Source organism: Pseudoflavonifractor phocaeensis, assembly GCF_016901735.1.
Classification (GTDB): Bacteria; Bacillota; Clostridia; order Oscillospirales; family Oscillospiraceae; genus Pseudoflavonifractor_A.
This window is the reverse complement of sequence record NZ_JACLZC010000256.1, coordinates 1-219: the sequence shown is the minus strand read 5'-3', so window position 1 is coordinate 219 and position 219 is coordinate 1. Positions and strand designations below refer to the sequence as shown.

The 219-nt window shown below is 53.0% G+C and carries 1 tRNA gene; it reads right to left on the bottom strand.

From position 1 onward, the window contains the following. Nucleotides 1-113: 113 nt before the first annotated feature. A tRNA-Ala gene (locus H7U37_RS15495) sits at nucleotides 114-186 on the bottom strand. Between the last annotated feature and the right edge of the window lie 33 nt (nucleotides 187-219).

Below are 219 nucleotides of genomic sequence, written 5' to 3'. Positions count from 1 at the left end.
GAACCACCGACCTCACGATTATCAGTCGTGCGCTCTAGCCAGCTGAGCTATGGGCCCGTGTCTCTGGCTATGAAAGCTTTCTTTGCCTACTTTCTTTCTCGAAAGAAAGCAGGTGGAGGTAATCGGGCTCGAACCGATGACCCCCTGCTTGCAAAGCAGGTGCTCTTCCAGCTGAGCTATACCCCCGACGCGTGTGCCCTCTAAATTAAACAACGTGAA